Source organism: Caulobacter sp. CCG-8 (genome assembly GCF_037402475.1).
GTDB lineage: Bacteria > Pseudomonadota > Alphaproteobacteria > Caulobacterales > Caulobacteraceae > Caulobacter.
In genome coordinates, this window is the sequence record NZ_JBBEUD010000002.1 from 24490 (window position 1) to 49380 (window position 24891).

Below are 24891 nucleotides of genomic sequence, written 5' to 3' on the forward strand. Positions count from 1 at the left end.
CGCCGTCTGGCCAGGGCCCGGTGGATCGCGGTGTCGATCTGGTGCGGGCTGGTCCTGCTGCTGATCGGCATCGGCGTCTTCGTACTGAACGAGCCGACGCCGGTCTGACCGCCGGCGCATTGACTTCCCGGCCCGCCTCCTGTCGATACGCCCCTCAATAGAGAGGGCGATCGCCTTGGAAGACTTCGACGTCGTGGTGCTGGGCGCCGGCGCGGCCGGCATGATGTGCGCCATCGAGGCGGGCAAGCGCGGCCGCAAGGTGCTGGTCGTCGACCACGCCAAGGCCCCGGGCGAGAAGATCCGCATCAGCGGCGGCGGTCGCTGCAACTTCACCAACGTCAACACGGCGCCGGCCAACTTCCTGTCGGCCAATCCGAAGTTCTGCGTCTCGGCCCTGCGGCGCTATCGGCCCAGCGACTTCATCGCGCTGGTCCAGAAGTACGGCGTCGCCTTCCACGAAAAGACGCTGGGCCAGCTGTTCTGCGACGGCTCGGCCAAGCAGATCATCGAGATGCTGCTGACCGAGATGGACAAGGCCGGCGTCACGCTGCGCCTGGAGACCGAGGTCAAGGGCGTGGCCCGGGACGGGGAGGGCTGGCGGGTCGGTTTCTCGAACGGTCCGGTGACCTGCCGCTCGGTCGTGGTCGCCACGGGCGGCAAGTCGATCCCCAAGATGGGCGCGACGGGCCTGGGTTACGAGATCGCCCAGCAGTTCGGTCTGGCCATCGTCGAGACCCGCCCGGCCCTGGTGCCGCTGACCTTCGAGGTGAAGACCCTGGAGCGCCTGGCGCCGCTGTCGGGCGTCGCCGTGGACGCGGTGGTCTCCAGCGGCAAGACGAAGTTCGCGGAGGCCATGCTATTCACCCATCGCGGCCTGTCGGGGCCGTCGATCCTGCAGATTTCGTCCTACTGGCGCGAGGGCGGCGAGATCAGCGTGAACATGGCGCCGGGCGTCGACGTGTTCCAGGCGCTGCGCACCGCGCGGACGGCCACCCCCAAGCGGGCCTTGTCGACGGTGCTGGCCGAGATGCTGCCCAAGCGCCTGGCCCAGCTGATCGCCGAAGACGCCGGGGCCTACGGCAACATGGCCGACTGCTCGGATGTGCTGCTGCGCGGCGTCGCCGCGACGGTGAACGCCTGGACGTTCAAGCCGGTGGGGTCGGAAGGCTACCGGACGGCGGAAGTGACCCTGGGCGGCGTCGACACCGACGGCCTGGACTCGCGGACCATGGAGGCCAAGGCGGCGCCGGGGCTCTACTTCATCGGCGAGGTGGTGGACGTCACCGGCTGGCTGGGCGGCTATAACTTCCAGTGGGCCTGGGCGTCGGGGTGGTGCGCGGGGCAGGCGGTCTAGTAGCCGCCGACTTGCCCCCACCTGGCGGCTTTGCCGCCTGTCCGCCCCCGTAGGGGGCGGAGCCTTCACGTGCTGGCGCTCTTCCCCCTGCGGGGGAAGACGACCGCGAAGCGGTCCGTAGGGGGCAAGTGATCACCCCCTACGCGCTCGCCTACTTCTTCTTGAACGGCGCCTTGCCCGGCTTCTTGCCGAAGGCGGGCTTGGCGCCGAACGCCGGCTTGTCGCCGAACGCACCCTTGGCCTTGAAGGGCTTGGGGCCCTTGAACGGCTTGGCGGGACCGGCGCCCGCATCGACGCGCGGCTTGCGGAACGGCTTTTCCGGCGCGGCGGCCGGATCGTAGGGCACGCTCTCGCGGTCGGTGCGCGGGGCGCGGCGCGGGGCGGCCTCGGCATAGGCGCGCGGGGCTTCGTCACGCGGCTTGAACTCGCGCTTCGGGGCGCCCGTGTGGGGGCCTTCGGCGCGTGGCTTGAAGTCCCGCTTCGGCGCCTCGTCCCGGTCGCGCGGCTTGTAGTCGCGCTTGGGCTCTTCGTTGCGGGCGTAGGGCTTGGCGTTGCTGACGCCGTCGGCGCCGAACGAGGACGGACGCGGGGCGCGGGGGCCTCGGTCGTCATCGCCACGCGGCGCGCGCGGCTTGAAGTCACGGCGCGGGGCGTCGTTGTCGTCACGCGGCGGACGCGGCGCGTATTCCCGGCGCGGACCGGCCTCGCGGGCGGCCGGAGCCGTGGTCGGGGTGATGGTCACGTCGTCGCGCACGGTGGACTGCACGGCGGCGCCGAACTTCACTTCCGCCTCGGCCGAGATCTCGAACTTGGTGTCGTAGTCGAAGATCCGAATCGAGCCGATGTCCTTCTTGGTGATGTGGCCCAGGCGGCAGATCAGCGGGATCAGCCATTTGGGGTCGGCGTTGTTGCGGCGGCCGGTGTTGAGGCGGAACCAGGCCGAGTTGGCCATGTCGGCGCGCGGCTCGCGTTCCGGACGGTCGCCGTACTCCCGAGGCTCGCGGTCGGCGAAGCGGTCATTGCCGCGATCGGCGCGGGCGCGCGGGCCCGGGTCGGCGCCGTGGCGCGGGTCGTCGTAGATTTCTTCCGGCGCCGGCAGCTTGGCGCGGCGGGCTCGGATCAGGGCGGCGGCCAGCTCTTCCGGCGTACGCCGCTCCAGCATGGCGGCGACCAGGCCGGCGTCGTCCTCGTTCGAGGCCTCCGAGAAGATCGGATCGTCGAGCAGGCGCTCGGTGTCCTTCACGCGGATTTCGTCGGCGGTCGGGGCGCCGCCCCACTGGCCTTCGACGCCGGCGGCCATCAGCAGCTGCTCGGCCTTGCGGCGGCGGGTGTAGGGCACGACCAGGGCGCTGACGCCCTTCTTGCCGGCCCGGCCCGTACGGCCCGAGCGGTGCAGCAGGGTGGCCTTGTTGACCGGCAGTTCGGCGTGGATGACCAGGCCCAGGTCGGGCAGGTCCAGCCCCCGGGCGGCGACGTCGGTGGCGACGCAGACGCGGGCGTGGCCGTCGCGCAGGGCCTGCAGGGCGTCGGCGCGTTCCCGTTGGCTCAGCTCGCCCGACAGGCCCACCACGTCGAAGCCGCGCTCGCGCAGCTTGGCGTGCAGGGAGCGGACGCTTTCGCGGGTGTTGGCGAACACTAGGGCGCCGGGGCTTTCGAAATAGCGCAGCAGGTTGACGACCGCGTGCTCGACCTCGTTGGGGGCCACGCGCACGGCGCGGTATTCGATGTCGCGGTGCGGCTCGTTGCGGCCGATCGTGTCGATGCGGATGGCGTCGTTCTGATAGCTCTTGGCCAGCTGCACGATGTCGCGCGCCAGGGTGGCCGAGAACAGCAGGGTGCGGCGTTCCTTGGGCGCGGCGTCCAGGATGAACTCCAGGTCCTCGCGGAAGCCCATGTCCAGCATCTCGTCGGCCTCGTCGAGGACGGCGACCTTCAGCTCCGACAGGTCCAGGTGGCCGCGTTCGATGTGGTCGCGCAGGCGGCCGGGGGTGCCGACGACGATGTGGGCGCCGTAGTTCAGGGCGCGCTGCTCGCGGCGGGCGTCCATGCCGCCCACGCAGTTGACGACCACGGCCTTGGCCTCGGCGTAGAGCCAGGTCAGCTCGCGATTGACCTGGATGGCCAGTTCGCGGGTCGGGGCGATGACCAGGCACAGCGGCGCCGCGGCGCGCTCGAAGGTCTCGGCCTCGCCCAGCAGGGTGGGGGCGGCGGCCAGGCCGAAGGCGACGGTCTTGCCCGAGCCGGTCTGGGCGCTGACCAGCAGGTCGCGGTCGGCGGCGTCGGCGTCCAGCACGGCGGCCTGGACGGGGGTGGGCTCGGCGTAACCTTGAGCGGCGAGAGCCCGCTCAAGAGCGGGGTGGGAGGCGGGGAAGGGCATACGGGGTCCAGTTCGTTCAAGCGGACGGCGCACACACAAAAGCGCGCGGCCCGCACCACGACCAAATGACGACCCCCAAACGGACCGTGCTTCTTGGTCAATATCTTCAGAAAGTAGACCATTTTCGCCGGGATGCCGATGAGGCGCGACGAAAGGCGGTCAGATGGGCGGCCTAAGGAGGCCAAAACGGTCCGGAAAGCAAGGGCGCCGGGGAAAGAATGCTGCGATGCGGCGGAATGGTCGCGCCTGACCCGGGACGCAGAACGCAAAACGCCCGGAGCTCGGCTCCGGGCGCATCGCCGACACTTCCCCTCTTGGCGGGGGATGAAAGGCTCTAGCGGTTGCGCACGCCCGTAACGGTCAGCGAGGCTTGCGGGGAGTTCAGTTGCGACACGGCGCCGGCGACGGCTTCGCGGTGGCAGGCCGAGGCGGCCACGGCCTGCTTCACGTACGGGAAGCTGTGGGCGTCGGCGCCGCAGGCCTGGAGGGCGGCGGCGTCGATGCGGCGCATCATCCGCTGGGCGTCCTGCGGGTTGTTGAGGTTCAGCTTGGCCTTGGAGACCGGGATGCTGACGGTTTCGGTCTCGGCCTGGGCGGCGAAGCCGGGCGCGGCGCCGGCCAGCAGGAGCAGAGCGGCGGTCGAGGCGACAAGGGTCTTCATTTGACGTCTTCCCTGTTTCGGCGGCGTCTCGGGGCGCCGCTCGGATCGATCCCGCTCGAACCGCAAGAGGGGTGGTTCGAAATCGAGTTCGAAACCCTGCATCTGCCTAGTTTGCGCGCGGGAAAAGCGAAAAAGGTCGACAAAACGGTCAAAAACCGAGCGATCGCGCCTCATGAATGCGCGAAATGTCGAATTCATTTGGGGACTTAGCGTCGCTTGATGGGCGCAAATCTGAAATGTCAGATTCTTTCATAGGTCGCCGTTTCCCTCCCCGCGAAGGGGGAGGGAGCGGGTCCTAGAGGTCCAGGTCGTCGGCCGCGAACTCGGCGTTTTCCTGGATGAAGCGGAAGCGCAGCTCGGGCTTGCGGCCCATCAGGGTCTCGACCAGGGCCTCCACCGCTTCCTCGGAACGGGGAAGGGTGATCTTGGCCAGGGTGCGGACCTCGGGGTCCATGGTGGTCTCCTTCAACTGGGAGGCCATCATCTCGCCCAGGCCCTTGAAGCGGCCGATCTCGGGCTTCTTGCCCTTGAACATCGTGGCCAGCAGCTCTTCCTTGTGCTCGTCGTCGCGGGCGTAGGCGCTCTTGCCGCCATGGCTGATGCGGTAGAGCGGCGGCAGGGCCAGGAACAGGTGACCCTGGCGGATCAGGTCCGGCATGGTCCGGTAGAAGAAGGTGATCAGCAGCGAAGCGATGTGAGCGCCGTCGACGTCGGCGTCGGTCATGATGATGATCCGCTCGTAGCGCAGATCCTCTTCCTTGTACCGGTTGCCGCCCTGGGCTCCGAGGGCCAGCATCAGATCCGACAGTTCCTTGTTCGCCGTGAACTTCTCGCCGCTGGCCGAGGCCACGTTGAGGATCTTGCCGCGCAGGGGCAGGATCGCCTGGTTCTTGCGGTTGCGGGCCTGCTTGGCCGAGCCGCCGGCCGAGTCGCCTTCGACGATGAACAGCTCGGCGCCGTCCACGGCCCCGGCCGCGCAGTCGGCCAGCTTGCCCGGCAGGCGCAGCTTGCGGGTCGCCGAGGCGCGCTGGACTTCCTTGTCCTTGCGGCGCTTCAGGCGCTCCTCGGCCCGCTCGATCACGAACTCCAGCAGGGCCTGGGCCGCCTTGGGCGAGCCGGTCAGCCAGTGGTCGAACGGGTCGCGCAGGGCGTTCTCGACGAAGCGCTGGGCCTCGCTCGACGACAGCTTTTCCTTGGTCTGGCCCTGGAATTCCGGGTTCTTGATGAACACCGAGATCAGGGCGCCGGCCTGGGCGATGACGTCGTCGGCGGTAATGATCGTCGCGCGCTTCTCGCCCTTGAGCTCGGCATAGGCCTTGAGGCCCCGGGTCAGGGCGGCGCGCAGGCCGCTCTCGTGGGTGCCGCCCTCGGGGGTGGGCACGGTGTTGCAGTACGACTGCATGAAGCCGTCGTGCTCGCCGAAGCCGCGCGGGGTCCAGGCGATGGCCCATTCGACCGCGCCGGCCTCGCCCTGGCGCTCGATACGCCCGGAGAAGCTGTCGGGCGTGACCATCTCCAGCCCCTTGGTGCGCTCGGCCAGGAAGTCGGCCAGGCCGTTGGGGAAGTGGAAGGTGGCCTCGGGCGGAGTCTGGTCGTGGATGCGCGAGGGATCGCAGGACCATTTGATCTGCACGCCGCGGAACAGATAGGCCTTGGAGCGGGCCATGCGGTACAGGCGCGCCGGCTTGAAGGCGCAGCCCTCGCCGAAGATCTGGTCGTCGGGCTTGAAGCGCACCTGGGTGCCGCGCTTTTTGCTGGGCTGGATCTTCTCGACCGGGCCCAGCGGCTTGCCGCGCGCGAAGCTCTGGCGGTGCTCGAAGCCGTCGCGCCAGACGGTGACCTCGACCAGTTCGGACAGGGCGTTGACGACGCTGGCGCCGACGCCGTGCAGGCCGCCCGAGGTCTCGTAGGCCTTGCCGCTGAACTTACCGCCCGCGTGCAGGACGGTCATGATCACTTCCAGGGCCGATTTGCCCGGATGCTTGGGGTGCGGGTCCACGGGCATGCCGCGGCCGTCGTCGCGGACCGAGAGGAAGCCGTCCGCGTCCAGCTTGACCTCGATCGTCTTGGCGAAGCCGGCCACGGCCTCGTCCATCGAGTTGTCCAGCACTTCGGCGAACAGGTGGTGCAGGGCGCGCTCGTCGGTGCCGCCGATGTACATGCCCGGACGCATGCGCACGGGCTCCAGGCCTTCCAGCACCTCGATGGCGCTGGCGTCGTACGCGCCCGACGAGGGCGGGGCGGCATCCGACTTGGCCGAGGGGGGCGGCGGCGCGGCCGGACGCGGCGCGGGCTGCGGATGCGGTTCGCGGGCGGGGAACGGCGAGGCCGGCACGGGCGCCAGGGCGTCGTCGTCGAACAGCGAGAAGGAAGCGGGAGCGTCTTTGGAGGACATTACGGGAACATGCGTCGATTCGGCCGGAGCGCCCCGTATGGGCCGCGCCGGGCGCGAAGAAAAGAGGGGGACAGGTCGTGGGACGGGCGGATTTGCCCGCTCGGACGGACACATGGCAGGGTGGCGCGTTCCTCAGACGGTTTCAACCCAACCGGAGCGCCCGATGACCTGGAAGCCCTCAATACGTCCCATGGCCATCCTGCTGGCCTCGCTGAGCTTGCTGGCCTGCTCCAGCCCCGGTTCCGGCCCCGCGCAACCGACTCCGCCGACCAATGCCCGCACGCCGGTGGCCGAGGGCGGGATGTGCGGCGGCTTCGCGGGCTTCCAGTGCGCCGAGGGGCTGAGCTGCCAGATGCAGGCGGGCCAGTGCAAGACGGTGGCCGACGCCTCGGGCGTCTGCCGCAAGCCGCCGCAGATGTGCACGATGATCTACGCCCCTGTTTGCGGCTGCGACGGCAAAACCTACGCCAGCGCCTGCAACGCCGCCGCCAAGGGCGTCAGCGTCGCGTCCCAGGGCGAATGCAAGGCGGCCTAGGGCGCGTTCAAGGCAGACGACTGAGATCTGGCTTGTAGGACCAGGTCTCGACCTCGACGCGCCTGACCAGGGCGGCGGCGCGGGACGCGTCCGGCCCTAGGCCATGGGCGGCCGCGATCAGACCGGCCAGGTCGGCGGGACGGCCCGCCAGGTCGGCCCAGCTCCATCGGGGGACCAGCACCAGATAGCTCCCGACCTCGCCGCCGCCGGCCAGGCGGTACCAGGTCCATCCCAGGCGTCCCTTGCCCGTACGCGCCGAGGCCAGCAGGGCGGCCTCGAAGGTGGCGACGTCGCCCGGCGCGACGCTCAGGTCGTAGGCGTCGAGTTCGGGCGTGGGGCGGCGGTCCTCCAGGCTGCGGACCGTGCTGGGCTCGGGCCACAGCGTGTAGGCCGAATAGGCGCGGGCCTTGGCGTAGGGCAGGACGCGGGCGGCCATGTCGGCGCCGTCGCCGGTCGGGTCGGGCCGCGTGTCCATGGCGGCGAACGGGATCCCGAACGTGCCGTCCACGAACAGGCCGGTGCGGGGGCCGCTGGTCACGGACCAGCCGAACCAGGGCAGGGCGTCGTGGTGGGCGGCGTGCCAATCCAGGTGGGCGGTGTAGCCCGCCTCGAACGCGGCCTGCTGTCCGCGGTCGATGTCGTAGGTGAACAGGAAGGCGGCCTGCTCGGTCTGGGCGCGGGCTGGGCCGCTCGCGAGTCCGGCGGCCAGGGCGATCGTCGTCAGGGTCTGTTTCCAGGTCATCGTCGCCTCCTTGGGTGGAGCCCCAGCCCTAGTCGCGAACAACGATCGGCGATATTTCGAACGGATCGGGCCTTCGTTCTGGAAAACGAAACGATGCGACATGTCGATCTGCGCCGGGCGGCGGTGTTCCACGCGGTGGCGGCGGCCGGCGGGATCGCGGCCGCCAGTCCACGCCTGGGCAAGTCGCCGCCGGCCATCCACCACGACCTCAAGGCTTTCGAGCGCGAGATGGGCCGGCCGCTGTTCGAGCGCGTAGGGCGGCATCTGCGCCTGACCGCCGCCGGCCAGGCGTTGTTCGAGAGCGTCGGCCGCGCCCTGGACGAGGTGGAGCGCACCCGCGAGCGGTTGAGCCGCGCCGACCCGGCGCTGCGCCCCCTGCGCCTGGCCGTGGTCTCGGCCTTCGGACGCTATCGCCTGGCGCCGCGCCTCTATGCGGGCCTGCCGGCGGACCGGCCGATCGAGCTGACGTTCGGCTCGCACGAGGCGGTGCTATCGGCGGTGACGACCGGCGCCGTCGACCTGGGCGTCACCTACCGGCCGGTGACCGCCGCGCCGGTGCAGTCGGCGCCGATCGCCCGCGAGGAACTGGTGCTGGCCGCGCCCTTGGGGATGGAGGTCCCCGAGGACCTGGCGGGGCTCTCGCGCACGATCTTCGCCACCTATGACGAGTACGAGTTCGTCTTCGGCCACTGGTTCGAGACGGTGTTCGGCGCCCAGCCCGACGGCCTGCGGCGGCTGGACCATGCCGGCGAGATCGAGGAGGCGATGGAGAGCTGCGCGGCCGGTCGAGGGGCGATCGTCGCGCCGCTGGACCTGGTCCGCTCGGCCTGCTGGCGCGATCGCGTGCGGATCGTCCGGCCGGCAGAACGGCCGCCGTGCTTCAACGCCCTGCACCTGCTGGGTCTTGGCGCGGCGTTGGGATCGGCGGATGCTGACACGATCCGGTCCATGCTCGCCGACAATGGCGAGGGGGAGGAACCATGATGACCGCACCCGGCGATATCGGACGACGCGACCTGCTGGCCGGCGGTCTGGCCTTGGCGGCGCTCGCCGGCCCTTCGCTCACCCAAGCCCAGGAGAACAAGGCGATGTACGGACTGATCGGCCAGATGAAGGCCGCGCCCGGCAAGCGGGACGAACTGGTCGCGATCCTGGCGGAGGACACCCAAGGCATGCCCGGCTGCCTCAGCTACATCGTGGCCAAGGACACCACGGACGCCGACGCCCTGTGGATCACCGAGGTCTGGACCGACAAGGACAGCCACGCCGCCTCGCTGAAGCTGCCCTCGGTCCAGGCCGCAATCGCCAAGGCCCGCCCGATCATCGCCGGCTTCGGCCACCGGTTCGAGACCGCGCCGGTCGGCGGCGTGGGACTGGGCGGCGTCTGAGCCGACGCCGCCCGCCCGCGATCACTTCTTCTTGCCGTCCGGCGTGTAGCTGTTCTCGTAGTCGTTCTGCTTGCTGTGCAGGGTCTGCAGGAAGGCCTGGTCGATCGAGCCGAAGGCCGGCACGGCCTTGGGATCGAGCGCCGTGATCAGCACCGACTCGCCCTTCTCGGACTTGTAGGTGAGCGAGGTGGCGGCGGTTTTGTCGGTGTCGCCGTCCTCCTTGATGATGAACATCACGCCCGTTCCATAGGGCACGGTGTAGGCCGACTTGGCCGCCACATTGGCTTTGAAGCCGAGCGGCAGGACATAGGGCGCGGCGTGCAGCATCGGCCCGCTGGCCGACGCGACGGTGGAGCCGTCCTTCAGCGCGACCTTGTTGAGGTCGAAGGTGAACGGCGCGGCGTTTTCGCCCTGGTTGACCACGCCGCGCAGCATGTAGACGTGCCACATGCCGTTGGCGTCGCCGCCGCTGACGTTCTCCAGGTTCCAGCTCTGCGCGTTGCCCAGGTGCTGGTAGGTGATCTGGACGATCTTTCCCTTGTTTTCGCAGGCGCTGAGCGACAGGCAAGCGACAGCGATCGCCGCCAAGGCGGCGCGACGGGCGATTGTTATCATGTCGGATGGTCCTCGGGATCTTACTCAGACGAGCACTATCCAAAGGCGTAATCTATAGTAGAGCTTGATGCAAGCGGCCACCTCCGCGTGTGGCCTTGGGCCAAAGAAAAAGGCCCGCGGATCGCTCCGCGGGCCTCTTCCCTGGTCCTAAGCCCTGAGGCCTAGCACTTGTAGTACATGTCGAATTCGACCGGGTGCGGGTGCAGCGTCAGGCGCATCACCTCTTCCATCTTCAGCTCGATGTAGCTGTCGATGAAGTCGTCGTCCATGACGCCGCCGGCCTTCAGGAAGGCGCGGTCCTTGTCCAGGTTCTCCAGGGCTTCGCGCAGCGAGCCGCAGACTTCCGGGATCTTCTTCTGCTCGCGGGGCGGCAGGTCGTACAGGTTCTTGTCGGCGGCGGCGCCCGGATCGATCTTGTTGTTGATGCCGTCCAGGCCGGCCATCAGCAGGGCGACGAAGGTCAGGTACGGGTTGCCCATCGGGTCGGGGAAGCGAGCCTCGATGCGCTTGGCCTTCGGGCTGTCGACGTGCGGGATGCGGATCGAGGCCGAGCGGTTGCGCGAGCTGTAGGCCAGCTTCACCGGGGCTTCGTAGCCAGGCACCAGGCGCTTGTACGAGTTCGTCGTGGAGTTCGAGAACGCGTTGATCGCCTTGGCGTGCTTGATGATGCCGCCGATGTACCACAGGCACATGTCCGACAGGCCGGCGTACTTGTCGCCGGCGAACAGCGGCTTGCCGTCCTGCCAGATCGACTGGTGCACGTGCATGCCCGAGCCGTTGTCGCCGAACATCGGCTTGGCCATGAAGGTGGCGGTCTTGCCGTAGGCGTGGGCCACGTTGTGGATCACGTACTTATACAGCTGCATCCGGTCGGCCATGGTGACCATGGTGTCGAACTTCAGGCCGAGCTCGTGCTGGGCGGGCGCCACTTCGTGGTGGTGCTTTTCCGGCTTCATGCCCAGCTCGCCCATGACGGCCAGCATTTCGCCGCGCAGGTCTTGAGCCGAGTCGATCGGGTTGACCGGGAAGTAGCCGCCCTTCGGACCCGGGCGGTGGCCCATGTTGCCTTCCGGATATTCCTTGGCCGAGTTGCCCGGCAGTTCGACGCTGTCGAACGAATAGCCGGTGTTGTTCGACGCGGTGTTCCAGCGGACGTCGTCGAAGATGAAGAACTCGGCTTCCGGACCGAAGAACACGGTGTCGCCGATGCCCGACGACTTGACGTAGGCCAGGGCGTTCTTGGCGATCGAGCGCGGGTCGCGGTTGTAGGGGGTGCCCGTGTCAGGGTTCACCACGTCGCAGAACAGCGCCAGGGTGGTCTGCTGGTAGAACGGGTCGATGATCGCGCTGGTCAGGTCGGGACGCAGCTTCATGTCCGACTCGTTGATGGCCTTCCAGCCGGCGATCGACGAGCCGTCGAACATGGTGCCGTCGTTGAGGAAGTCGTCATCGACCAGATCGATGTCGAAGGTCACGTGCTGCAGCTTGCCGCGCACGTCGGTGAAACGGACGTCGACGTACTTGACGTCCTTTTCCTTGATCAGGTCCAGGATTTGCTTGGCGGTGCTCATCGTTATCCCCTTTGAGCGTTAAGCGGTTTCGGTCCGGGCCTAGACGGCGGACGGGCCGGTTTCTCCGGTACGGATGCGGACGACTTCCGTGATCTCCGACACGAAAATCTTGCCGTCGCCGATGCGGCCCGTGCGGGCGGCGTTGGTGATGGCTTCGAGCGCGGCGTCCAACTGGCTGTCTTCGACCACGACTTCGACTTTGATCTTGGGGAGGAAGTCGACGACGTACTCGGCGCCGCGATAGAGCTCGGTGTGGCCCTTCTGGCGGCCGTAGCCCTTGGCTTCCAGCACGGTCATGCCCTGCACGCCCATGTCCTGAAGCGCCTCTTTGACCTCATCCAGCTTGAACGGCTTGATGACGGCTTCGATCTTTTTCATCAGACTTCTTTCACGCCCATACGGCGCGGGCGCCGCTGACTGAGCGGCACGGAGCACGCCGGCCTGTCGGCTCACAAGCGTGCTGACGCGCTTTATGGGCCGAGTTCTGTCGAGTTTGGCTCATTGATCATTATTTGTGCACGTAAAGCCTGAAACTTCATCAGTGCGTGTTTGGGCGCCCAAACCGCTCCGGGAGCGTCGATTGCGGATCGAGGATCGTCGAAACCGCCGTTTCTGGGACGAAGAACCGGTCCGAACGCGCATGGTGCGAGGCGGGAGGGCGTCGCGGGCGTTTCGGCGGAATGGCCAAAAATGCGTCGCCGATTCGAAAACTGCTGAAGATTGTGGCGGAATCCGCGACGGACGTGGCGGAGAAGTCGGGGTTGGTTTTTGCGCGTTCGCACGTTTCGACGGTGAAGCGCGCCCAGGCCGGCCGGGAAATCTTGGAACAACATCCGGCGTCACGGGCGCGACCGGGAAGATATTGCGAGGACGGGGAAGGCCATGAACCGCATTCGGATGATCCGCCACGGCCGTCCCGCCTCGACTTGGGGCGACAGCGATCCGGACCCGGGACTGGACCCCGCGGGCGCCGAGCAGGCGAGGGCGGTGGCCGGGCGCCTGCTGGCCTTGCCCGAGGGGGAGCGCCCGTCCCGGGTGGTCAGCTCGCCGCTGCGGCGTTGCCGCGAAACGGCCCAGCCGCTGGCCGACGCCCTGGGCGTGCCGGTCGAGATCGATCCCCGGGTCGGCGAGATCCCGACGCCGGCGGCCCTGGACGCCGAAGCGCGGCCCGGTTGGCTGCGCCAGGCCTTCCAGGGACGATGGCGCGATATCCAGGGCGATCTGGACTATGTCGCCTGGACCCGGCAGGTGGCCGAGGGCGTGGCCTCGCATCCCGGCGCGGCGGTGTTCAGCCATTTCGTGGCCCTGAACGCGGCGGTGTCGGCGGCGACGGGCGACGAGGCGGTGGCGGCGTTCCGGCCCGACCACGTGTCGGTCACGGTGTTCGATGTGGTCGACGGCGCGTTGATCCTGGTCGAAAAGGGCCAAGAGGCCTCCACCCAGGTGCTGTAGAGTTGGAGAGAGGAGCCGCCGTGCCGCGCGAGATCATGACCGTCGCCGAGATGACCGCGGCGGACCGCGCGGCCGCCGAGGCCGGAACCCCGACCGCCGTGCTGATGGAGCGCGCCGGCCGCGCCGTGGCCGAGGTCGTCCGCGAACGCTACGCCCGCTGTGCCACGGTGGTGTGGTGCGGACCGGGCGACAACGGCGGCGACGGCTATGTGATCGCCCGGCATCTGAAGCGTCGAGGCTGGCCGGTGCGGGTCGAGGCGCTGGCGCCGCCGGCCAGTCCCGCCGCCCAGTGGGCCGCCGCCCGCTGGAAGGGCGAGGTCGGTCCGCTGGTTTCGGAGCCCGGCTCGTCGGCGCTCTATATCGATTGCCTGTTCGGGGCGGGCCTGTCGCGACCGCTCGAGGGTGAGGCCGACCGCCTGGCGCGGGTCATGCCGGGCGCGGCGCGGATCGTCGCCGTCGATGTTCCCAGCGGGATCCTGGGCGACACCGGGCTTCCCCTGGGCGAGCGGGCCGTGAAGGCCGAGCTGACCGTCACCTTCCACCGGCGCAAGCCCGCGCACGTCCTGGCGCAGGGGCGGGCCGCGTGCGGCGAGGTGGTGGTGGCCGATATCGGCCTGGAGGAGATCGGCGAGGGGCGTCTGCTCGAGAACGAGCCCGGCCTCTGGGCCGAGCGCTTCCCGTGGCCGGCGATCGACGCCCACAAGCACGCGCGCGGACGGATGATGGCGGTCAGCGGCGAGGCCTGGAACACCGGCGCGGCCCGGCTGGCGGCGCGCGGGGCCCTGCGGATCGGGGCCGGGGTGGTGACCGTGCTGTCGCCGCCCAACGCCCTGGCCGTCAACGCCGCCCACCTGGAAGCGATCATGCTGGCCCCGTTCGAGAGCGAATACGACCTGCAGACCCGCGCGGCGAATGCGGACGCCGTGGTGATCGGACCCGCGGCCGGGGTGGGGGAGGCGACCATGCGGCACGTCTTCGCCCTGGCCCGCAACGGCGCGGCCCTGGTCATCGACGCCGACGCCCTGACCAGCTTCGCCGAGGACCCGGCCGCCCTGTTCTCGGCCCTGGACCGCGACGACGTGCTGACCCCGCATCCCGGCGAGTTCGAGCGGGTCTTTCCCGGGCTGCTGGCGGCCTCGCCCGAGCGCATCGCGGCGGCGCGGGAGGCCGCGCGGCGGGCCGGGGCGGTGGTCCTGCTGAAGGGGCCGGACACGGTGGTCGCCGCGCCCGACGGCCGGGCGGCGGTCGGCCTGAACGGCGCGCCCTGGCTGGCGACGGCCGGCGCGGGCGACGTGCTGGCCGGGTTCATCGCCGGCCTGATCGCCCAGGGCATGGAGAGTTTCGAGGCGGCGTGCGCGGCAGCCTGGATCCACGCCGAAGCGGGCGCGGCGTATGGGCCGGGCCTGATCGCCGAGGACCTGCCGGACCTGTCGACCGCCGTGTTGCGCAGGCTGTGGAAGGCGCGAGCGCGCGCTTAGTGGTCGCGCCGGACCAGGACGACCTGGGTGCGGACGCCCTCGTCGAACAGGGTGTGGCTGATGGCCAGCGCCGTCTGGAAGGTGCGCTCCTCGACGGTGTCGATGAAGAGCACGCGCGAACCGTGCTTCACGGTCCAGCCTTTTTCATCTTGGACGACTTCGATGGTTTCCATGACGCGCTCACCCGGGGACGGACTGAGACGCAAACCCATCCGGGGCGAGATCGTTCCGCGCCGACTCTCTTGGTTTTCAGGGGGAAACACCGGCCCGGGCGTCAGTCGGGGGGGCATGGCCCGGGCCGGCGTAAATCCGGGGCGTTCTTGAACAGCCGCGGACATCTGCATAACCGGCCGGCCTCTTCTTTGTTCCCGGTGTTCCGAAGAAATTTTCGCGCTTCGCGGATGCGCCGCCGGAAGGTCGCTGAAGGGGCGAGTCGGCGGTCGCGATCGCCTGGCGACTTGCCAAGCCGGCCGGGCATGTCTAACCCGCTGCGGCGCATCGTGCGGATGTGGCGAAACTGGTAGACGCACCAGATTTAGGTTCTGGCGCTGAGAGGCGTGGAGGTTCGAGTCCTCTCATCCGCACCACGCCGTCGGGCCTCGCGCCCGGCGGACGCGCCGCTTTATCGGGTCAATGGCCCGTGAGAGTGCACCAATGCCCTTGGATGGTCGCGAAACGCGTGACATAAGGGCGCTCTTTCGCCGCCCCGGTGACGTGGGCGGCTTTGATGTTTTGACCCCTGGGGCGGACGACGGGCGCGGGCGCCCGAAGAGCCGAGAAGCTAAGAATGTCGATGCAGATCGTTGAAAAGTCGGGCGAAGGCCTCAGCCGCGTTTATGGCGTGACGGTGCCCGCGAGTGAACTCGCCACGCGTCTCGAGGCCCGTATCGCCGAAGTCGCGCCCCAGATGAACGTCAAGGGCTTCCGTCCCGGCAAGGTGCCGACCGCCCACGTTCGCCGCCTGTACGGCAAGGCCCTGATGGGCGAAGTCATCGAGGCGACGCTGAACGAAGGGACCCAGAAGGTCCTGGAAGACAACAAGCTGCGCCCCGCCGGCCAGCCGGACCTGAAGCCGTCGTCCGACATGGACAAGGTGCTCGCCGGCGGCGAGGACCTGGCCTTCGAACTGGCCGTCGAGGTGATGCCGGAATTCGAACCGATCGACCCCGCCTCGATCGAGCTGACCAAGCCGGTCTACAAGGTCTCGGACGCCGAAGTCGGCGAGGCCCTGGCCGATCTGGCCAAGCAGGCCCGCACCTACGCGCCGCGCACGGGCAAGTCCCTGAAGGCCAAGGACGGCGACCAGCTGCTGATCGACTTCGTCGGCACCATCGACGGCGTGGCCTTCGACGGCGGCACCGCCAACGACGCCGAGCTGACGCTGGGTTCGGGCCAGTTCATCCCGGGCTTCGAAGACCAGCTGGTCGGCGCCAAGCCGGATGACGTCGTCACCGTGAAGGTGACCTTCCCGGCCGACTACCAAGCCGCCAATCTGGCCGGCAAGGACGCCGAGTTCGCCACCACCGTCAAGGAAGTGCGCGCCCCGGTCGACGCCGAGCCGGACGACGAGCTGGCCAAGCGCCTGGGCCTGTCGGACCTGCAGGCCCTGAAGGACCTGCTCAAGTCGAACCTGGAAGGCCGCTACGCCAACAGCTCGCGCTTCAAGCTGAAGCGCGCCCTGCTGGACATCCTGGACAGCAAGCACGACTTCGCCCTGCCGCCGCGCATGGTCGACGCCGAGTTCGCCGGCATCTGGCAACAGGTCCAGGCCGACAAGTCGCAAGGCGGCCTGCCGCCCGAGGACGAAGGCAAGACCGAGGACCAGCTGAAGGACGAGTACAAGAAGATCGCCGAGCGCCGCGTGCGCCTGGGTCTGGTGCTCGCCGAGATCGGCCGCAAGAACGACGTGGCCGTCACCGAGCAGGAACTGGCCGACGCCATGATGCGCGAAGCCCGCCAGTACGGCCCGCAGGCCCAGCAGGTGTTCGACATGTATCGCCAGCGCGCCGACCTGCAGGCCGCCCTGCGCGCCCCGATCTATGAAGACAAGGTCGTCGACCTGATCTTCGGCAAGGCCAAGATCGAGGAAAAGGAAGTCTCCAAGGAAGAGCTCCTGGAAGAAGACGATCTGCCGGAAGGCTACGGCGGCTAAGGCTTCCGTCACCCGACGCGAAGAGGGCGCGGTCCGCGAGGGCCGCGCCCTTTTTCGTGGCGGAAGCTTCGCCCCGGCTCCTTGCAACCTGTTAAGGGCCACGCGATATGCGTTGACGACGGCGCGCGGGGCCGATTCGTGCTCGCGCCGCCCAGACACGATTAAAAAGGGCGATCCCTATGTATGATCCGATGGCGACGGCGATGAACCTCGTGCCGATGGTGGTCGAACAGACCAGCCGCGGCGAGCGGGCGTTCGACATCTTCTCCCGTCTGTTGAAAGAGCGGATCATCTTCCTGACCGGTCCCGTCGAAGACGGGATGGCCAGCCTGATCTGCGCCCAGCTGCTCTTCCTGGAGTCCGAGAACCCCAAGAAGGAAATCGCCATGTACATCAACTCGCCGGGCGGCGTGGTGACCGCGGGTCTCGCGATCTACGACACCATGCAGTACATCAAGAGCCCGGTGTCGACGGTGTGCATGGGCATGGCCGCCTCGATGGGCAGCCTGCTGCTCTGCGCCGGCGCTCCCGGCCAGCGCATCGCCCTGCCGAACGCCCGCATCATGGTCCACCAGCCGTCGGGCGGCTTCCGCGGCCAGGCCTCGGACATCATGCGTCACGCCGAGGACATCGCGAAGACCAAGCGCCGCCTGAACGAGATCTACGTCAAGCACTGCGGCCGCACCTATGACGAGGTCGAGCGCGACCTGGACCGCGACAACTTCATGAGCGCCGAGGAAGCCAAGGCCTGGGGCCTGATCGACCACATCAACGAGAACCGCGACGCCTCGGACGAGAAGGCCTAGGCCTCTCTCAGTCCTTGAAGCTTTGGAAAAGCCGTCGGCCGCGAGGTCGGCGGCTTTTTCATTTCGGATAACTTTGGTTTGTCTTCGGGCCGCGGCGCATGTGAAATGCGGACCTCAGGGGGAGTTCAAGCCATGGCCTTCAAGTTCAGCCGCGTGGCGGCGTTCGGTCTGTCGGGCGCGGTGCTGGCGCTGGCCGCCTCGGCTCACGCGCAATGCGACCCGGTGGTTTGCGCCAATCCGTACTCCTCCCAGAACACGCCGACCGCCCTGGCGCCGCGAACCTTCACGACGCTGGAGGCCGCCAAGAGCTATTGCCGCTCGGAGCCGATCGTCTGGCGGGCGAACGCCGGCGGAAAGATCTACGCCGCCAAGACCAAGGGCTACGGCACGATCAAGCCGGGCTTCTACATGTGCCGCTCGCACGCCCAGACCGTGGCGCGGATCGACGCCGCGGCGGGGCGCAAGCCGCGCTAGAATGCAACGCCCCTAGCTCCACCGGTCTTTTGTTTCTGACGCAGGCGGCCGATCCGCCTTCGACAGTCTCGGAGTCCGGAATGCCGCTGGGCAAGTTCGCCGCCCCGATCCTGGCTGTTTCCCTGGCGCTGGGCGGCTGCACCAGCCTGGGCGTCCGGCAGGTCGGGGTGGATCGTGTCGACTATGTCGACAAGCTGCGCGACAGCGAAAAGCAGCAGTTGCTCTCCAACATTGTCGCCATCCGGTACGGCGACGCCCCGCTGTTCCTGAACGTGACCTCGGTCATCAGCCAGTACACCCGTGAGGCCTCGGCTCACATGGGCGCGACCCTGGATCCCGCCTCGGACTCCGACGGCGGCTCGGCGGGCGGCGAGGTGCTGCTGCGCGAGACGCCCACCGTCACCTACACCCCGGTCACGGGCTCGCGGTTCGCGCGCAGCATGCTGGCGCCGATGCCGCCGGCTTCGTTGCTGGCGATGATGGAGGCGGGGTGGGCCTCCGACGACCTGCTGAACGTCGGCGTCCGCTCGATCAACGGCGTGACCAACGCCAGCCATGCCGATCTCTTCCAGCAGAAGGTCGATCCGAAGTTCACCGAGGTCGCGGGCGCCTTCCGCCGCCTGCAGCGGAGCGGGGCCATCTCCGTGCGGCTGAAGGAGCGCGACAAGACCTATTCGGGCAGCGCCATGGTCGGGGCCGACATCAGCGACGTCGACCGAGCGGACCTGGCCCTGCTGAAGCAGGCTCTGGGCCTACGGTTCGACGGCGGCGAAAGCACCGTCGTCTTCGCCAAGGTCGGCGGCGAGAACGAGCTGGCCCTGGCCACCCGCTCGATGTTCGAGATCCTCAGTGAACTCGCGCTGGGCGTGGAGATCGGCGAGAGCGCGGTTCCGCGCGCCGACGCATTGATCCGCGTGCACAGCGGCCCCAAGGCGCCGGCCGACGCCTACGCCTCAGTGCGTTATCGCGGGCGGTGGTTCTGGATCGACGGGGCGGACGAACACTCGCGCCGGATCTTCCTGCTGACGCAGATGCTGCTGTTCCTCAATGACGAGGAGGGCGCGACCCACGCGCCCTTGCTGACGATCCCGGCGGGCTAGCCCGGCTTGCCCCGGAAGATGCGGTAGCCCTTCTCGTGGGCGATCGCCAGCATCTCGCGGTCGCCGGAGGTGTCGCCATAGGCGGCGGCCAGCGACAAATCGTCGCCGAAGACCTCCTTCAGGCGAACCACCTTCTCGGGGCCCCGGCAGTTGGCGCCGAGCAGGGGACCCAGCACCTTGTCGTCGGTGCTGATCATCAGTTTCGACCCGATCAAGACGTCGGCGCCCAGGCCGCGGGCGAACGGGGCCACCACCACGTCGGGCGAGGCGGTGACGATCACCAGCTTGGCGCCCTTGGCCCGCCAGCGCCGCCAGACGGCCAGTGCGTCGGGGCGGAACAGCTTGGGCGCCTCGGACTGGGCGAAGGCGCGGGCCTCCTTCTCCAGCTGCTCCAGGGGCACGCCGCGCAGGAATTCCCGGACTGCGGCGGCCTTGATCTTGCCCCGGTTGCGGTCGAACACGTAGCCGACGGCGGCGGGGAACAGCCGCACCATGCCCATGAAATGCCGCGCGGGGCTGACCCGCCACTTCAGGAAGGCCGTGAAGCTGTCGCGAACCGTCAGGGTGCCGTCGAAATCGAAAGCGACCAGGGGAGGGCCCTCGTGCAAATCCCCCGTCATCGGCGTCGAGGCCGAAAGGCCCTTGGCCATCAGTGAACGTTTCGCCATTCGTCTCCGCGCTCACGCGCCCCGCAACCGAGCCCGTCTTGCATCACGATTCCGCTTCCACCGCTAAGCTCTTCGCGGATTCAGGGACGCTCGCGCCAGAGTGTCGCGCGGAGCGAACCGCCGCCGTCTTGCGTTGAGGGTCTGGAACGCCATCTTAGAGAAGAATTCCATGAAACCGTATGCATCATCCACGAACTTGGGGGCTGTAAATCGGCTCCAAGGCTTGTGCCGTGCGTCCGGATCGGGGAATGTCAAGGATTAGACAACTCCCGGCGGATATCCTGCTACTTCGGTGGCGGGTTAGGCGCTAAGGAGTCGGTGGTTTCGGCTTCGGCCTGGACCGCCCTAGCGTGAGAAGCGACCATGACGAAAGCCGCGAGCGGCGATACCAAGAGCACCCTGTACTGTTCTTTCTGCGGAAAGAGCCAACACGAGGTGCGCAAGCTCATCGCCGGCCCGACGGTGTTCATCTGTGATGAATGCGTCGAACTCTGCATGGATATCATCCGTGAAGAGCACAAGATCGCCTTCGTGAAGTCCAAGGACGGCGTTCCGACGCCGCGCGAGATTTGCGAAGTCCTGGACGATTACGTGATCGGGCAGAACCACGCCAAGAAGGTCTTGGCCGTGGCGGTGCACAATCACTACAAGCGCCTCAACCACGCCTCGAAGAACAACGACGTCGAGCTGGCCAAGTCGAACATCCTGCTGGTCGGTCCGACCGGTACGGGTAAGACCCTGCTGGCCCAGACCCTGGCTCGAATCATCGACGTGCCGTTCACGATGGCCGACGCCACGACGCTGACCGAAGCCGGTTACGTCGGCGAGGACGTCGAGAATATCGTGCTGAAGCTGCTGCAAGCCGCCGACTACAACGTCGAGCGCGCCCAGCGCGGCATCGTCTACATCGATGAAATCGACAAGATCAGCCGCAAGTCCGACAATCCGTCGATCACCCGCGACGTGTCGGGCGAGGGCGTGCAGCAGGCCCTGCTGAAGATCATGGAAGGCACCGTCGCCTCCGTGCCGCCGCAGGGCGGGCGCAAGCATCCGCAGCAGGAGTTCCTGCAGGTCGACACCACCAACATCCTGTTCATCTGCGGCGGCGCCTTCGCCGGCCTGGAGCGCATCATCTCGGCGCGCGGCCAGGCCAAGTCGATCGGCTTCGGCGCGAAGGTGGCGGATCCGGAGGAGCGTCGCACGGGCGAGATCCTGCGCGGCGTCGAGCCCGACGACCTGCAGCGCTTCGGCCTGATCCCGGAATTCATCGGCCGTCTGCCGGTGATCGCCACCCTGGAGGACCTCGACGAGGCCGCCCTGGTGAAGATCCTGACCGAGCCGAAGAACGCCTTCGTCAAGCAGTACCAGCGCCTGTTCGAGATGGAGAACATCGGCCTGACCTTCACCGACGACGCCCTGCACGGCGTCGCCAAGAAGGCCATCGCCCGCAAGACCGGCGCGCGCGGCCTGCGCTCGATCATGGAAGGCATCCTGCTGGAGACCATGTTCGAGCTGCCCAACTACGAGGGCGTCGAGGAAGTGGTGGTCAACGCCGAGGTCGTCGAAGGCCGGGCCCAGCCGCTGCTGATCTACGCCGAGAAGAAGGGCGGGGCCGCTTCGGCCTAGGCCTTTCGGCGAAGCTCGCCAAATCGGGCGCGTCCGGCCTCGCCGGGCGCGCCCTTTTCGTCACAGTGGACCTTCGCGCGTCGTGACGCTTGGCGCCGGGCGCGTCCGAAAAAATCCGGGCGGCGGCAGGACTTAGGCGTCCCGGCTCACGCGGCAGCACGGATCATGCATGGTGGAGCAGGGCGGGGGGCATGGGCGTTGCACCTTGACCGCTGGTCCGCGACCCGTCGCCGCTACCGGGCGAGTGCGCTTGAACCGTGTTGCAAAAGGTCCACATAAATAACGAACATCCGCTCAGTCCCGAGCGGACGGGCCGTACGACTCAGGCGCATCGTCTGGGTGACGGCGGCCCGCGTGGCCGAGCGCGAGTGCAACGCGCCGGCCAGGAGTAGAAAGCATCATGTCTGAGATTCGTACGCTTCCTGTGCTGCCCCTGCGGGATATCGTTGTGTTCCCGCACATGGTGGTCCCGTTGTTCGTCGGGCGTGACAAGTCCGTTCGCGCCCTCGAAGAGGTGATGCGCGGCGGCAAGGAGATCCTTCTGGTCACCCAGAAGAACTCGGCCGACGACGATCCGGCCCCCGCCGACATCTACGACGTCGGCGTCCTCGCCACCGTCCTGCAACTGCTGAAGCTGCCCGACGGCACCGTGAAGGTGCTGGTCGAGGGCAAGGGCCGCGCGGCCGTCGTGCGCTTCACCGACCAGGAGGCCTATTACGAGGCCCAGGTCGGCGAGGTGAACGAGGACCAGGGCGTCGGCCCCGAGGCCGAGGCGCTGTCGCGCGCGGTCGTCGAGCAGTTCGAGAACTACGTCAAACTGAACAAGAAGGTGCCGCCCGAGGCCCTGGCCTCGATCCCGCAGATCGCCGAGCCGGGCAAGCTGGCCGACAGCATCTCGGCCCACCTGTCGGTCAAGATCGGCGACAAGCAGCACCTGCTGGAAATCTTCGACGTCGTGAAGCGCCTGGAGAAGGTCTTCGCCCTGATGGAGGGCGAGATCTCGGTGCTGCAGGTCGAGAAGAAAATCCGCTCGCGCGTGAAGCGCCAGATGGAGAAGACCCAGCGCGAGTACTATCTGAACGAGCAGATGAAGGCGATCCAGCGCGAGCTGGGCGACCCCGACGATCAGCGCGACGAGCTGATCGAGCTCGAAAAGCGCATCAAGAAGACCAAGCTTTCCAAGGAAGCCCGGGCCAAGGCCGAGGGTGAACTGAAGAAGCTGCGCAACATGAGCCCGATGTCGGCCGAGAGCACCGTGGTCCGGAACTATCTGGACTGGATGCTGTCGATCCCGTGGGGCAAGGCCAAGACCAAGAAGATCGACCTGGTCGAGGCCGAGGCGATCCTCGAGGAGGACCACTACGGCCTGGAGAAGGTCAAGGAGCGCATCCTTGAATACCTGGCCGTCCAGGCGCGCACCAACTCGCTGAAGGGCCCGATCCTGTGCCTGGTCGGTCCTCCGGGCGTCGGCAAGACCTCGCTGGGCCGCTCGCTGGCCAAGGCGACCGGTCGCGAGTTCGCCCGCATCTCGCTGGGCGGCGTGCGCGACGAGGCCGAGATCCGCGGTCACCGCCGGACCTACATCGGCTCGATGCCCGGCAAGATCATCCAGACCATGAAGAAGGCGAAGACCACCAACGCCTTCGTCCTGCTGGACGAGATCGACAAGATGGGCAGCGACTATCGCGGCGACCCGTCCTCGGCCCTGCTGGAAGTGCTGGACCCGGCTCAGAACGGGACCTTCGGCGACCACTACCTGGAGGTCGACTACGACCTGTCGCAGGTGATGTTCGTCACCACGGCCAACAGCCTCAACATGCCCCAGCCCCTGCTGGACCGCATGGAGATCATCCGCATCCCCGGCTACACCGAGGACGAGAAGGTCGAGATCGCCAAGCGTCACGTCCTGCCCAAGCAGATGAAGGACCACGGCCTGAAGCCGTCGGAATTCGTCGTGCCGGAAAAGGCCATCCGCGACCTGATCCGCTACTACACCCGGGAAGCCGGCGTGCGGTCGCTGGAGCGGGAACTGGGCGCCCTGGCCCGCAAGACGGTCCGTGACCTGGCGCGCGAGAAGCTCACCTCGATCACGATCGACGACGAGCGTCTGGCCAAGTACGCCGGCGTGCGGAAGTACCGTTACGGCGAGACCGACGAAGTCGACCAGGTCGGCATCGTCACCGGTCTGGCCTGGACGGAGTTCGGCGGCGACATCCTGACCATCGAAGCCGTGAAGATGCCGGGCAAGGGCCGCATGACGGTCACCGGCAACCTCAAGGAAGTGATGAAGGAGTCGATCTCGGCGGCCCACAGCTATGTCCGCTCGCGGGCCCTGCAGTTCGGCGTCAAGCCGCCGGTGTTCGAGAAGACCGACGTCCACGTGCACGTGCCTGACGGCGCGACGCCCAAGGACGGTCCGTCGGCCGGCGCCGCCATGGTCACGGCCATGGTCTCGGTGCTGACCGGCATCCCGATCCGCAAGGACATCGCCATGACCGGCGAGATCACCCTGCGGGGCCGGGTCACCGCGATCGGCGGCCTGAAGGAGAAGCTGCTGGCCGCCCTGCGCTCCGGCGTGAAGACGGTCCTGATCCCTCAGGAGAACGAGAAGGACCTGGCCGACGTCCCGCAAAGCGTGAAGGACGGACTGGAAATCATCCCGGTCTCCACGGCCGACGAAGTGCTGAAGCATGCCCTCACGGGGCCGCTGACGCCGATCGAGTGGAGTGAAGAGGATGAGCCGATTGCTGCAACTGCGAAGGTCGACGACGGCGACAGTGACGCTGTTCTGACCCACTAAGAGTAACTTATTGGTGATAACTTAGGCGGCGCGGAGATTTTCCGCGCCGCCTTTGTTTGACGGGCCGTCTGAACCCCGCATACTCCCGGTCGAGCGAAGCGGCGTGAGCTGAAGCCGGCGCCGCCGCTTTCATGCTGGGAGAAGAACATGACCACAAAGGCCGAACTCGTCACGGCGATCGCCGAAAAGGCGGGCATCAACAAGAACCAGGCTAAGGACGCTCTCGAGGCTTTCATCGACGCCGTCACCAGTTCGCTGAAATCGGGCCAGGACGTGCGTCTGGTCGGCTTCGGCACCTTCAAGGCCGTCTCCCGCGCCGCGGGCACCGCGCGCAACCCGCGCACCGGCGAGACCGTGAACCGTCCGGCGTCGAAGACCGCCCGGTTCCAGGTCGGCGAAGGTCTGAAGACCACGCTGAACGGCTGATCCAGTACAGGATTTGGAAGGGCGGGACGCCCGACGGCGTCCCGCCTTTTTCTATGCAGGACTTTCCCGGGCGGACGGGGTATCTCCCACATCCTCGTCCGTCTTGGCCTCGTCCGCCTCGAACGGACCTGAAAAGGCTTAGGTCCGATTGGCCTTGGGGCGGTTAGCTCAGCGGTAGAGCGTCTCGTTTACACCGAGAGGGTCGGGGGTTCGATCCCCTCACCGCCCACCAAGACCGGGACCCGGTCGGCGATGGACATTCGCCGTCGAC

22 protein-coding genes and 2 tRNA genes are annotated in these 24891 nt (G+C 67.8%); 15 read left to right on the forward strand and 9 right to left on the reverse strand.

Annotated elements, in window-relative coordinates; translation table 11 throughout:
- The first annotated feature begins 175 nt into the window (after nucleotides 1-175).
- Entirely contained in the window at nucleotides 176-1354 is a 1179-nt protein-coding gene (locus WAE60_RS01615; RefSeq protein ID WP_337684587.1) for an NAD(P)/FAD-dependent oxidoreductase, read from the forward strand.
- Nucleotides 1355-1505: 151 nt separating this feature from the next.
- On the opposite strand, the gene WAE60_RS01620 is transcribed toward WAE60_RS01615, so the two are convergent.
- The 3 genes from WAE60_RS01620 to parE all read right to left on the reverse strand — a co-directional run bounded on the left by WAE60_RS01620 (nucleotide 1506) and on the right by parE (nucleotide 6787).
- Nucleotides 1506-3731, reverse strand: coding sequence for a DEAD/DEAH box helicase (locus WAE60_RS01620; RefSeq protein WP_337684589.1), 2226 nt, complete (start codon nucleotides 3729-3731; stop codon nucleotides 1506-1508).
- Between the two features lie 334 nt (nucleotides 3732-4065).
- Complete coding sequence (locus WAE60_RS01625; RefSeq protein WP_337684591.1) at nucleotides 4066-4392, reverse strand: UrcA family protein; 327 nt, start codon at nucleotides 4390-4392, stop codon at nucleotides 4066-4068.
- A gap of 295 nt (nucleotides 4393-4687) precedes the next feature.
- The gene (parE, locus tag WAE60_RS01630; protein WP_337684593.1) at nucleotides 4688-6787 is read right to left on the reverse strand and encodes a DNA topoisomerase IV subunit B; all 2100 of its coding nucleotides are present in this window, start codon (nucleotides 6785-6787) and stop codon (nucleotides 4688-4690) included.
- Between the two features lie 163 nt (nucleotides 6788-6950).
- On the opposite strand from parE, the gene WAE60_RS01635 reads away from it, so the two are divergent.
- Nucleotides 6951-7322: a Kazal-type serine protease inhibitor family protein gene (locus WAE60_RS01635; protein ID WP_337684595.1), complete on the forward strand. Its 372-nt coding sequence runs from the start codon at nucleotides 6951-6953 to the stop codon at nucleotides 7320-7322.
- Nucleotides 7323-7329: 7 nt separating this feature from the next.
- On the opposite strand, the gene WAE60_RS01640 is transcribed toward WAE60_RS01635, so the two are convergent.
- Nucleotides 7330-8064 carry a hypothetical protein gene (locus tag WAE60_RS01640; RefSeq protein ID WP_337684596.1) on the reverse strand — a complete coding sequence of 245 codons (735 nt, stop codon included), beginning with the start codon at nucleotides 8062-8064 and terminating at the stop codon, nucleotides 7330-7332.
- 93 nt (nucleotides 8065-8157) lie between these two features.
- On the opposite strand from WAE60_RS01640, the gene WAE60_RS01645 reads away from it, so the two are divergent.
- Both WAE60_RS01645 and WAE60_RS01650 read left to right on the forward strand, forming a co-directional pair.
- A complete protein-coding gene (locus WAE60_RS01645; RefSeq protein ID WP_337684597.1) occupies nucleotides 8158-9048 on the forward strand; it encodes a LysR family transcriptional regulator in 891 nt (296 codons plus the stop codon).
- Nucleotides 9045-9452, forward strand: a complete 408-nt coding sequence (locus tag WAE60_RS01650) for a putative quinol monooxygenase (RefSeq protein ID WP_337684598.1) — start codon at nucleotides 9045-9047, stop codon at nucleotides 9450-9452. The genes WAE60_RS01645 and WAE60_RS01650 overlap by 4 nt, the downstream gene beginning before the upstream one ends.
- A gap of 21 nt (nucleotides 9453-9473) precedes the next feature.
- Here the strand turns inward: WAE60_RS01650 and WAE60_RS01655 are convergent, their stop codons facing one another.
- The 3 genes from WAE60_RS01655 to WAE60_RS01665 all read right to left on the reverse strand — a co-directional run bounded on the left by WAE60_RS01655 (nucleotide 9474) and on the right by WAE60_RS01665 (nucleotide 12016).
- A complete protein-coding gene (locus WAE60_RS01655; protein ID WP_156035775.1) occupies nucleotides 9474-10067 on the reverse strand; it encodes a hypothetical protein in 594 nt (197 codons plus the stop codon).
- Between the two features lie 161 nt (nucleotides 10068-10228).
- Nucleotides 10229-11638 (reverse strand): type I glutamate--ammonia ligase, encoded by a 1410-nt coding sequence (gene glnA, locus WAE60_RS01660; protein ID WP_029913259.1) that lies wholly within the window; start codon nucleotides 11636-11638, stop codon nucleotides 10229-10231.
- 39 nt (nucleotides 11639-11677) lie between these two features.
- The gene (locus WAE60_RS01665) at nucleotides 11678-12016 is read right to left on the reverse strand and encodes a P-II family nitrogen regulator (protein WP_029913261.1); all 339 of its coding nucleotides are present in this window, start codon (nucleotides 12014-12016) and stop codon (nucleotides 11678-11680) included.
- A gap of 504 nt (nucleotides 12017-12520) precedes the next feature.
- Here WAE60_RS01665 and WAE60_RS01670 point away from each other — a divergent pair.
- Nucleotides 12521-13090: a histidine phosphatase family protein gene (locus tag WAE60_RS01670; protein WP_029913264.1), complete on the forward strand. Its 570-nt coding sequence runs from the start codon at nucleotides 12521-12523 to the stop codon at nucleotides 13088-13090.
- Nucleotides 13091-13110: 20 nt separating this feature from the next.
- Nucleotides 13111-14568: an NAD(P)H-hydrate dehydratase gene (locus WAE60_RS01675; protein WP_337684601.1), complete on the forward strand. Its 1458-nt coding sequence runs from the start codon at nucleotides 13111-13113 to the stop codon at nucleotides 14566-14568.
- Here WAE60_RS01675 and WAE60_RS01680 read toward each other — a convergent pair.
- Complete coding sequence (locus tag WAE60_RS01680) at nucleotides 14565-14741, reverse strand: hypothetical protein (RefSeq protein WP_156035776.1); 177 nt, start codon at nucleotides 14739-14741, stop codon at nucleotides 14565-14567. The two genes, WAE60_RS01675 and WAE60_RS01680, sit on opposite strands and share 4 nt — an antisense overlap.
- A 329-nt stretch (nucleotides 14742-15070) precedes the next feature.
- Here WAE60_RS01680 and WAE60_RS01685 point away from each other — a divergent pair.
- The 5 genes from WAE60_RS01685 to WAE60_RS01705 all read left to right on the forward strand — a co-directional run bounded on the left by WAE60_RS01685 (nucleotide 15071) and on the right by WAE60_RS01705 (nucleotide 19100).
- Nucleotides 15071-15155, forward strand: a tRNA-Leu gene (locus WAE60_RS01685).
- 206 nt (nucleotides 15156-15361) lie between these two features.
- Complete coding sequence (tig, locus tag WAE60_RS01690; RefSeq protein WP_029913272.1) at nucleotides 15362-16720, forward strand: trigger factor; 1359 nt, start codon at nucleotides 15362-15364, stop codon at nucleotides 16718-16720.
- A 179-nt stretch (nucleotides 16721-16899) separates the two neighbouring features.
- Nucleotides 16900-17526 (forward strand): ATP-dependent Clp protease proteolytic subunit, encoded by a 627-nt coding sequence (locus WAE60_RS01695; protein ID WP_029913273.1) that lies wholly within the window; start codon nucleotides 16900-16902, stop codon nucleotides 17524-17526.
- A gap of 132 nt (nucleotides 17527-17658) precedes the next feature.
- Nucleotides 17659-18000: a hypothetical protein gene (locus tag WAE60_RS01700; RefSeq protein WP_337684604.1), complete on the forward strand. Its 342-nt coding sequence runs from the start codon at nucleotides 17659-17661 to the stop codon at nucleotides 17998-18000.
- Nucleotides 18001-18080: 80 nt separating this feature from the next.
- Nucleotides 18081-19100: a hypothetical protein gene (locus tag WAE60_RS01705; RefSeq protein ID WP_337684605.1), complete on the forward strand. Its 1020-nt coding sequence runs from the start codon at nucleotides 18081-18083 to the stop codon at nucleotides 19098-19100.
- On the opposite strand, the gene WAE60_RS01710 is transcribed toward WAE60_RS01705, so the two are convergent.
- Complete coding sequence (locus tag WAE60_RS01710) at nucleotides 19097-19768, reverse strand: HAD-IB family hydrolase (RefSeq protein WP_029913276.1); 672 nt, start codon at nucleotides 19766-19768, stop codon at nucleotides 19097-19099. The two genes, WAE60_RS01705 and WAE60_RS01710, sit on opposite strands and share 4 nt — an antisense overlap.
- Nucleotides 19769-20131: 363 nt before the next feature.
- Between WAE60_RS01710 and clpX the strand changes: the two genes are divergently transcribed.
- From clpX to WAE60_RS01730, 4 genes are all read left to right on the forward strand, one after another.
- A complete protein-coding gene (gene clpX / locus WAE60_RS01715; RefSeq protein ID WP_029913277.1) occupies nucleotides 20132-21394 on the forward strand; it encodes an ATP-dependent protease ATP-binding subunit ClpX in 1263 nt (420 codons plus the stop codon).
- A 400-nt stretch (nucleotides 21395-21794) separates the two neighbouring features.
- Complete coding sequence (gene lon, locus WAE60_RS01720; protein WP_029913278.1) at nucleotides 21795-24194, forward strand: endopeptidase La; 2400 nt, start codon at nucleotides 21795-21797, stop codon at nucleotides 24192-24194.
- Nucleotides 24195-24341: 147 nt separating this feature from the next.
- Nucleotides 24342-24620: an HU family DNA-binding protein gene (locus WAE60_RS01725; RefSeq protein WP_029913280.1), complete on the forward strand. Its 279-nt coding sequence runs from the start codon at nucleotides 24342-24344 to the stop codon at nucleotides 24618-24620.
- A 157-nt stretch (nucleotides 24621-24777) separates the two neighbouring features.
- A tRNA-Val gene (locus WAE60_RS01730) sits at nucleotides 24778-24852 on the forward strand.
- Nucleotides 24853-24891 lie beyond the last annotated feature (39 nt).

Coding starts and splice junctions, on each gene's coding strand:
- WAE60_RS01640 (WP_337684596.1), bottom strand. CDS start 8,064: ATGACCTGGAAACAGACCCTGACGACGATCGCCCTGGCCGCCGGACTC.
- WAE60_RS01650 (WP_337684598.1), top strand. CDS start 9,045: ATGATGACCGCACCCGGCGATATCGGACGACGCGACCTGCTGGCCGGC.
- WAE60_RS01700 (WP_337684604.1), top strand. CDS start 17,659: ATGGCCTTCAAGTTCAGCCGCGTGGCGGCGTTCGGTCTGTCGGGCGCG.
- WAE60_RS01680 (WP_156035776.1), bottom strand. CDS start 14,741: ATGGAAACCATCGAAGTCGTCCAAGATGAAAAAGGCTGGACCGTGAAG.
- WAE60_RS01645 (WP_337684597.1), top strand. CDS start 8,158: ATGCGACATGTCGATCTGCGCCGGGCGGCGGTGTTCCACGCGGTGGCG.
- WAE60_RS01725 (WP_029913280.1), top strand. CDS start 24,342: ATGACCACAAAGGCCGAACTCGTCACGGCGATCGCCGAAAAGGCGGGC.
- clpX (WP_029913277.1), top strand. CDS start 20,132: ATGACGAAAGCCGCGAGCGGCGATACCAAGAGCACCCTGTACTGTTCT.
- WAE60_RS01665 (WP_029913261.1), bottom strand. CDS start 12,016: ATGAAAAAGATCGAAGCCGTCATCAAGCCGTTCAAGCTGGATGAGGTC.
- tig (WP_029913272.1), top strand. CDS start 15,362: ATGCAGATCGTTGAAAAGTCGGGCGAAGGCCTCAGCCGCGTTTATGGC.
- WAE60_RS01635 (WP_337684595.1), top strand. CDS start 6,951: ATGACCTGGAAGCCCTCAATACGTCCCATGGCCATCCTGCTGGCCTCG.
- WAE60_RS01620 (WP_337684589.1), bottom strand. CDS start 3,731: ATGCCCTTCCCCGCCTCCCACCCCGCTCTTGAGCGGGCTCTCGCCGCT.
- WAE60_RS01710 (WP_029913276.1), bottom strand. CDS start 19,768: ATGGCGAAACGTTCACTGATGGCCAAGGGCCTTTCGGCCTCGACGCCG.
- WAE60_RS01655 (WP_156035775.1), bottom strand. CDS start 10,067: ATGATAACAATCGCCCGTCGCGCCGCCTTGGCGGCGATCGCTGTCGCT.
- glnA (WP_029913259.1), bottom strand. CDS start 11,638: ATGAGCACCGCCAAGCAAATCCTGGACCTGATCAAGGAAAAGGACGTC.
- WAE60_RS01625 (WP_337684591.1), bottom strand. CDS start 4,392: ATGAAGACCCTTGTCGCCTCGACCGCCGCTCTGCTCCTGCTGGCCGGC.
- WAE60_RS01670 (WP_029913264.1), top strand. CDS start 12,521: ATGAACCGCATTCGGATGATCCGCCACGGCCGTCCCGCCTCGACTTGG.
- WAE60_RS01695 (WP_029913273.1), top strand. CDS start 16,900: ATGTATGATCCGATGGCGACGGCGATGAACCTCGTGCCGATGGTGGTC.
- lon (WP_029913278.1), top strand. CDS start 21,795: ATGTCTGAGATTCGTACGCTTCCTGTGCTGCCCCTGCGGGATATCGTT.
- WAE60_RS01705 (WP_337684605.1), top strand. CDS start 18,081: ATGCCGCTGGGCAAGTTCGCCGCCCCGATCCTGGCTGTTTCCCTGGCG.
- parE (WP_337684593.1), bottom strand. CDS start 6,787: ATGTCCTCCAAAGACGCTCCCGCTTCCTTCTCGCTGTTCGACGACGAC.